This is a genomic window from Burkholderiales bacterium (genome assembly GCA_013695435.1).
Taxonomy (GTDB): Bacteria; Pseudomonadota; Gammaproteobacteria; order Burkholderiales; family JACMKV01; genus JACMKV01.
In genome coordinates this window covers 1-7,261 of the sequence record JACDAM010000243.1, presented here as the reverse complement: position 1 = coordinate 7,261, position 7,261 = coordinate 1, and the positions used below count along the sequence as shown (strand labels likewise).

Below are 7,261 nucleotides of genomic sequence, written 5' to 3'. Positions count from 1 at the left end.
TGGACTTGCGGATCGAATGGATTGTCGAATGTGGCCATGATCGCTCCCGGTAAACATCACCGGCAGCCGTTAGCAGAATGCGTACCACGGATTTCTTCCGGGGCGAGGGTTTGCTGGATCGCGCAGTCCGCTGATATGACGCGGTTAATCCGAATTTAGCAAGTTCACCAACGAGAAGGGTAGCGCCGTTAACGATTCAGGGCGCACTTGATTGGTGCATCGCGCACCAAGCTTGGGCAGAAACTTGTGCTCGGATGTCGGCGCATCCCTTTGAAGAAACCCTGCTGTTTAAGGTGTCGGCGATGGTCGAGCGCTTTCAGAACGACGCGCGTTCCGCGCGGGCGAGCAGCAAAGTTTCGATCTCCGCCACCGGCATCGCCATGGCCGTGAGTTGGCCCTGCATTTCGTCGCATTTCAGCAAACGCAGCAGCGCGGCCTGCGCTTCGGTCTCGACACCCTCGGCGACCACTTTCAGATCGAGCGCCTCAGCCAGCGAGATGACGGTGGCCACGATACTGCGGCTGTAGCGGTCTACGGTCATATTGGTGATGAACGAGCGGTCGATTTTCAACACATCGACGGGCAGCCGGGCTATATAGCTGAGCGAGGAATAGCCGGTGCCAAAATCATCGACTGCGATCGTCACGCCCATTTCGCGCAAGGCGCGCAGCTTGGAGACGTTTTCGGTTAGATTCTCCATCACGACCGATTCCGTGATCTCGAGTGAAAGGCTGGGCGCGCCCTCGCCGTCCCACAGGAACGCCTGCAGCTCACTGACGAAATCTCTTTTCCGGAGTTGCAGCGCCGAGACGTTGACGGCCACTTCCGGCGGATTCAAACCCAGCGCTCGCCACCGCTGCTGATCCGACAGCGCCTGCCCGATCACCCACTTGCCGACTTCGAATATCAATCCGGTTTCTTCGAGCAGCGCGATATATTCGGCGGGAAAACGCAGGCCGAGTGTTGGGTCCTGCCAGCGCAGCAAGGCTTCAAAACCGGTCAGCGCGCGGCTAATCAGATCGACCTTAGGCTGGTAGTAAAGGACGAACTGATTTCCTTCCAGCGCTTTGCGCAATCTCGTTTCGAGATTCAGCTTGTTGGCGATGCGGGCGTTGAACTGCGGTGTGTAGAACAGGTATTTCTCGTTGATTTCCTTGGCTTTCTTGAGCGCCGTTTCGGCATTGGTCAGCAGTACATCGGATTGCAGTCCGTCATTTGGAAAAAGCGCGATTCCCGCTTTCAGGCCAACCCGCAGTTCCTCGCCGTTGACGACGAAGCCGCGGTCGAGCGCACCGATAATCTTTTGCTCAAGCACGCTGATGAGATCGGGCTCGTCCACATGCGACAAGGCCAGAGCGAAATCGTCGGCGCCGAGCCGCGCGATGTGATCGTTGCCTTGCAGCACCTCACGCAGGCTGGCGGCGATGCGCTTCAGCAATTCGTCGCCGGTCTGCCGCCCGAGCGTCTGATTGATCAAACGAAAGCGCTCGACGTCGATCGCGAAAACGGCGATGCGCAGGTCGTTCCCGGCCGCATTGCGTTTCGCGCCCTGAACGAGTTGCTGCAGGCGGTCGAGGAACAGCGTCCGGTTCGGCAGACCGGTCAGCGCGTCGTAGTAAGCGAGGTAGCTCAGCTTTTCTTCTTTTTCGATGTATTCGAGCGCGAATGAAATATCGGCGACAAGCTCGGACAGGAGCTTCAGTTCTTCGCGATCGAAGAACCCCGGTTCGCGCGCACACAAGGCGAGTACGCCGAGCGCCCGTTCGCCAATAATGAGCGGCAATATTGCAAGCGAACGGTAGCCGCCGGCAGCCGCATTGATCTGGACCGCGGGGCTCACTCCGCCTTTGTCGATGTCGTCGCAGACGAACGGTTTCTTGTCCGCGACCACGCGATCCGCCAACGACAACTCATCGCCCTGGCCTAACGACAAGTGCATAGCGGCGACGCCGGTTGCGTCGCCTGTCCATGCCGACGGCCGGACGATTGCGCCGTGAAAGTCCGCGAGTCCGATCCAGGCCAGCGCAAAGTTGCCGTGATCGACCGCTATGCGGGTCGCCTCATCAAGCAATTCCTGACGGTCGCGTATTCGAACGATGGCCGCATTGATGCCGCTCAGCACCGCGTGTATGCGCGACAGGCGCGCTATTTTTTCCTGCTGTTGGCGGCGCTCGGTAATATCCATCATCGCGCCTATCATGCGAACCGCAACTCCGGCCGCGTCGCGAATCAGATAAGCGCGGTCGAGTACGCAAGCCTCTTCGCCATTGCGGCGACGGAAGCGGTATTCATCGCTCCAGTAAACCTGCCCGGAAGCGATGGTTTGACGGAAACCCTCCATCACCCGCTCTTTGTCGTCTGGGTGCACGTGCGAAATCCACGGATTCGTCATTGGCGTGGATGCCCCGGCGGAATGGCCGTATAAGTGCTCGAATGCGTCGTTGCACCAGAACGTGTCGGCTGCGATGTCCCAGTCCCACAACACGTCATTGGTGGCGCGCGCGACCGTCTCGAAACGCTCGACGCTCTTTTGCAGTGCGGCTTCGGCACGCTTGCGCGCGGTTCTTTCTTCGGCCTGCTTCAGCGCCCGGTGGATCGCCGCCGGCAGCCGCGCGAGATTGGTTTTCAGCACATAATCGGCGGCGCCGAGCTTCAGCGACTCGATCGCGCGTTCTTCGCCTATGGTGCCGGAGACGAACACGAACGGCGTCTCCGGGTGTTCGCGGCGCGCGATGCCCAGCGCCGTCTGCCCATCGAAGGCGGGCAGTGAAAAATCGGAAAGAATAATATCGGGGGAGAATGTTTCCAGACTGGCACGGAAATCGGGCTCGGCATCGACCCTGCGGCTCGTGCAGGAAATGCCGGCGCGTTTGACCTCGCGCACCATCAACTCGGCGTCGGTCGCAACATCTTCGACCAGCAGAATTTTGAGATCGCGGTCCATCAGCGTCGCAATTTACTTCGGCGTCCGGTTCATGACCATCCAGTACAGTTCAATCTCGGAAACGATCTCGATGAATTTTTCGAAATCGACCGGTTTGCAGATGTAGCTGTTTACGCCGAGGCGGTAGGTTTCGAGCACATCGCGTTCCTCTTGCGAGGAAGTCAGCATGACCACCGGCACCGCCCGTGTTCGCGGATCGGCCTTGATCTGCGCCAGAACTTCGATGCCGTCGACCTTGGGCAACTTGAGGTCGAGCAGCACGACTTTGGGTGCGCGGCCCATATCGCGCCCGGCATATGCGCCGCGTGCAAACAGAAAATCGAGCGCCTCGGCGCCATCCTTGACCCAATGCACATTGTCGATGACGTGACGCTTTTTGAAGGCGCGCAGCGCAAGCTCGGCGTCGTTCGGGTCATCCTCGACCAGCAGGATGTCGATGACCGACAGATCACCCATTATTTTTCGCTCCAGGCGGCAATGCGAAGTAGAAGGTTGCGCCGGAGCCGACCTTGCCTTCGGCCCATACTCGTCCACCATGACGGGCAACGATCCGTTGCACGATGGCAAGACCAACTCCTGTCCCAGGGAAGTCTGAAGCTGAGTGCAGGCGCTGGAAGACCCCAAACAGCTTGTCATGGTAGCGCATATCGAAGCCCGCGCCGTTATCCTTCACGTAATACACGACTTCGTTGTCATCGCCCCCGGCACCATTGCCGCCGGCCTCGATCACTGCTGCATCGGTGGCGGCGCTGAACTTGATCGCGTTCGAAATCAGATTCACCCAGACTTGCTTCAGCAGAGAGCGGTCGCCCCACGCCGCCGGCAGCGCGCGCAGGACGAACTGTACATGCGCGCCTTGCCCTTGCAGCTCGGCCCAGGTTTCCCGCGCCAGCGCCGTCATCTCGATTTGCTCGGCGCTGATCGCCTGCCGGCCCAGGCGCGAAAAAGCCAGCAGATCGTCGATCAATTGGCCCATCTTCTGGCTCGCTTCGCGGATCACCTTGAGTATGCGATTCCCCTCGGCGTCCAGCTTGCCCTGATAGTCTTCCTGCAGCATGCGTGAGAAGCCATCGACCGCGCGCAGCGGCGAACGCAGGTCGTGCGATACCGAATAACTGAAGCTTTCCAGTTCCTTGTTGGTCGCTTCGAGTTGCGCGGCGCGCGCCGCAAGATCGTCGTTGAGAGCCTTGATTTCAAGTTGTGCGCGCCGCCGTTCGCTGATGTCGTGCAGGAAGGCGTTGAAACGGAAGCTGTCGCCGACACGCAGTGGCGAAATCGTGATTTCAATGGGAAATTCGTGGCCGTCCTTGTGCAAAGCATCGAGCTCGAAACGCCGGCCAAGCACCGGCCCTTCGCCCGTTGCAAGGAAATGCTGAAGCCCGGCGCGGTGCGGAACCCGGTGCATTTCGGGAATCACAAGTCCGGTCAGGTCCTTGCCCATCGCCTCGGCGCGCGTCCAGCCCAGCGTCGCTTCCGCCTGCTTGTTCCAATCCACGACCCTGCTCTCGGTGTCGATCGCAACGTAAGCTTCGTGCGCGGTATCGAGTATCTGCCGCGAGCGCTCTTCGCTTATGCGCAATGCCGCCGTCATGTCGCGCGCAAGCCTTAACGCTCGCGAGCGCGATGACGCAAATGCCGACACACCGATGAACGACAGCAGACTGATGACGAGACCGGTCGCGAGCACGATCAGCGGTTTCTGCCGATCGATAGTGGACTCGAAGGCCGGACGCGAGGCGAAACGCAAGGTCCACGGCCGCCCCTGCACCTGCATCGAACGCTGTTCGATAAAGGCCGGGCGATGTTCGGGGCTGGGTTTTACCATTTCAAAAAGGAGCGTTTCCGGCGCGACAATGGGGCCGTCGAAAATTTCCAGAGCGGCATCGTCGACGTTCTCGCCGCGGATGCCTGACATCAGGTCGTCCATGCGGAATGGGCTGTACACGTAGCCTAAAAGCGCGGCGCGGCGCTGATCGACCGTGGCCTGCGGTGAATTTTTCCGATACAGCGGCAAGTACAGCAAAACGCCGGCCTGGATATCGTCGTCGCCGCCTTCCTGAACGAGCACGACCCTGCCGGAAATCACGCTGAGACCGGTATCGCGCGCCTGCTCCATCGCCGACCGCCGCACCGGCTCGGCAAACATGTCGAAGCCGAAGGCGCGCCGGTTCCGCTCGTCAAAGGGCTCGATATAAATCACCGAGGTATATTCCGCGCGTTCGCCTTGCGGGCGCATCGTGTAATCGGGAAAGCCTTGCGCCCGCACCGCCTCGATGTGGGCCGCTCGCTCAGCGGGTAAAATGCGCTGGCTGAAGCCGATCGCCTGAATGCCAGGGAAATTCTCGTCGATTTTCAGCGCGTCGACGTACTCGCGCCATTCGTCGCGTTCGACTTCGAGCGATGCATGGAACAGCCCGACACCGCTGCGCAGGACCTGTGCGTAAGCCAACATGCGGGCACGGATTCCGGCCACGACCTGGTCGGCGCGAAACGCGAACTGCTTGCGCGCGTTGCTCTCGACATCTTCACGAACGACATACCACGCCCACAAAGTCAGCGCGAAGAAAACGAACAGGACCATCCATGCCAGCGTCATCGGGCGCGTCGCTGCTCCCAGCGTTTTTTTTGCGCTCAGCATCTATTTACCGCGCGCATGCCAGGAAGCACCGCGTGCGCGGCAGCATGATAGGTCGAGGTGGCCGGGACGTAGCGTAGGTTTGTACCACTGAGGCGCTGGGGACGGGGGCAGAGCGTGCAAAATAGCAAAACCCGGCCTGCTTGTCATCGCAACCGCGCCCTTCGGCTACGGTTCGATTGTCTAGAAGCGGCTCCGAATCAGATCGATACCGCGCATGCACGTCGTTCGCGTCGGCTTTATACGCGGTCAGGCAAACGCTAAACTGCGGGCAGCATGAGCCTCCATTCCAATTGCTCAGGCGCCCATTTATGGAATACCGGAAGCAGAGAACGCGGTTGCGCACTAGCGATCCCATGCCAGCATGAATGACGCGCTCGGCAGCGGGCACCCGGACGACGCGCGCGGATTGCACCAGGCGTTGCGGCCGGACCAGATCGCAATCGCCGTCACGATTTTTCTGGCGTGGCTGCTCGCCGGCCTGCTCGGCCACGATCCGTGGAAACCCGACGAAGCGCATACGTTCGGCGTTGTCTACGAAATCCTGCAAAACGGCAACTGGCTGACGCCGAAGCTGGCCGGCGAACCGTTCATGCAGAATCCGCCGCTGTATTACATGGTCGCAGCCGGCTTCGCGCGGCTATTCGAACCGCTGCTGCCGCTGCACGATGGCGCGCGGCTTGCGTCCGGCCTGTTCCTGATTCTGACGCTGACTTTCACTGGGCTGACCGGGCGCGAATTGTACGGGCGCGGCTATGGTGTCGTAGCCGCGGTCATATTGATCGGCTGTCTCGGCCTCCTGGTGCGCGCGCACCAGATCATTACCGATGTCGCGTTGTTGACCGGCGTTGCGATCGGGTTGTACGGCCTGGCGCTGGCCGAACGGCGCCGGATTGGCGCCGGGCTTTGGCTGGGCGCAGGTGTGGGCATCGGTTTTTTCTCGCAGGGCCTGTTCGCGCCGCTCGTGTTCGCGCTCATCGCGGTCGTGCTGCCGACTTTCTTCGCGGCGTGGCGCACGCGCGCGTATTTTGTCTGCCTGGCTGTCGCGGCGTTGATGGCCGCGCCCTGGCTTGCGTTCTGGCCATACGCGCTGCACCTGCGGGCGCCGGTGCTGTTCGATGCGTGGCTCGAAACCAATATCCTCAATCTGTTCGACTTCAACCCATCCGAGCCCGCTTATTATGTTTCGATCCTGCCGTGGTTCGCATGGCCGGCTCTGCCGCTTGCGCTGTGGACGCTGTGGTACGGGCGCTCGTCGGCCTGGCGCAGCGCGGGCTTCCAGTTGCCGGTCGCAAGCTTCATCGTCATGCTGCTGGTATTGAGCTTGGCGACCGAATCCAGCGAAGTTTACGCGCTGCCGCTGCTGTTGCCGCTCGCGTTGCTCGCCTCGGCATCGGCAACCAGTCTGCGGCGCGGCGCGGCCAACGCGCTCGACTGGTTCGGCATCATGACCTTCGGGTTGATGGCGGCGCTGCTATGGCTCGGCTGGTGGGCATTGCTGAGCGGGGAGCCTGCCCGGCTTGCGGCCCGTCTGACGCGCTATCTCCCCGACTTCCAGGCCGAGTTCGGCGCTTTCGCGTTCGGCGTCTCCTTCGTATTCAGCCTGTTGTGGATCGCACTGGTCGCCCGCATTGGGCGCTCCAATCGCCGCGCTTTCATCAACTGGGCGGGCGGTATCACGC

At 61.0% G+C, this 7,261-nt stretch carries 4 protein-coding genes; 1 reads left to right on the top strand and 3 read right to left on the bottom strand.

Annotation, left to right across the window (positions count from 1 at the left end; translation table 11 throughout):
• Positions 1-316: 316 nt before the first annotated feature.
• Genes H0V78_12075 through H0V78_12065 form a run of 3 tightly spaced genes read right to left on the bottom strand, consistent with a single transcriptional unit; the run spans position 317 to position 5,582 of the window.
• Positions 317-2,944, bottom strand: coding sequence for an EAL domain-containing protein (locus H0V78_12075; protein MBA2352477.1), 2,628 nt, complete (start codon positions 2,942-2,944; stop codon positions 317-319).
• 12 nt (positions 2,945-2,956) lie between these two features.
• Complete coding sequence (locus H0V78_12070; protein MBA2352476.1) at positions 2,957-3,400, bottom strand: response regulator; 444 nt, start codon at positions 3,398-3,400, stop codon at positions 2,957-2,959.
• Positions 3,393-5,582 (bottom strand): CHASE domain-containing protein, encoded by a 2,190-nt coding sequence (locus H0V78_12065; protein MBA2352475.1) that lies wholly within the window; start codon positions 5,580-5,582, stop codon positions 3,393-3,395. The genes H0V78_12070 and H0V78_12065 overlap by 8 nt, the downstream gene beginning before the upstream one ends.
• 361 nt (positions 5,583-5,943) lie before the next feature.
• Here H0V78_12065 and H0V78_12060 point away from each other — a divergent pair.
• Positions 5,944-7,261, top strand: a 1,318-nt coding sequence (locus H0V78_12060; protein MBA2352474.1) for a glycosyltransferase family 39 protein, incomplete at its 3' end; no start/stop codon positions are given.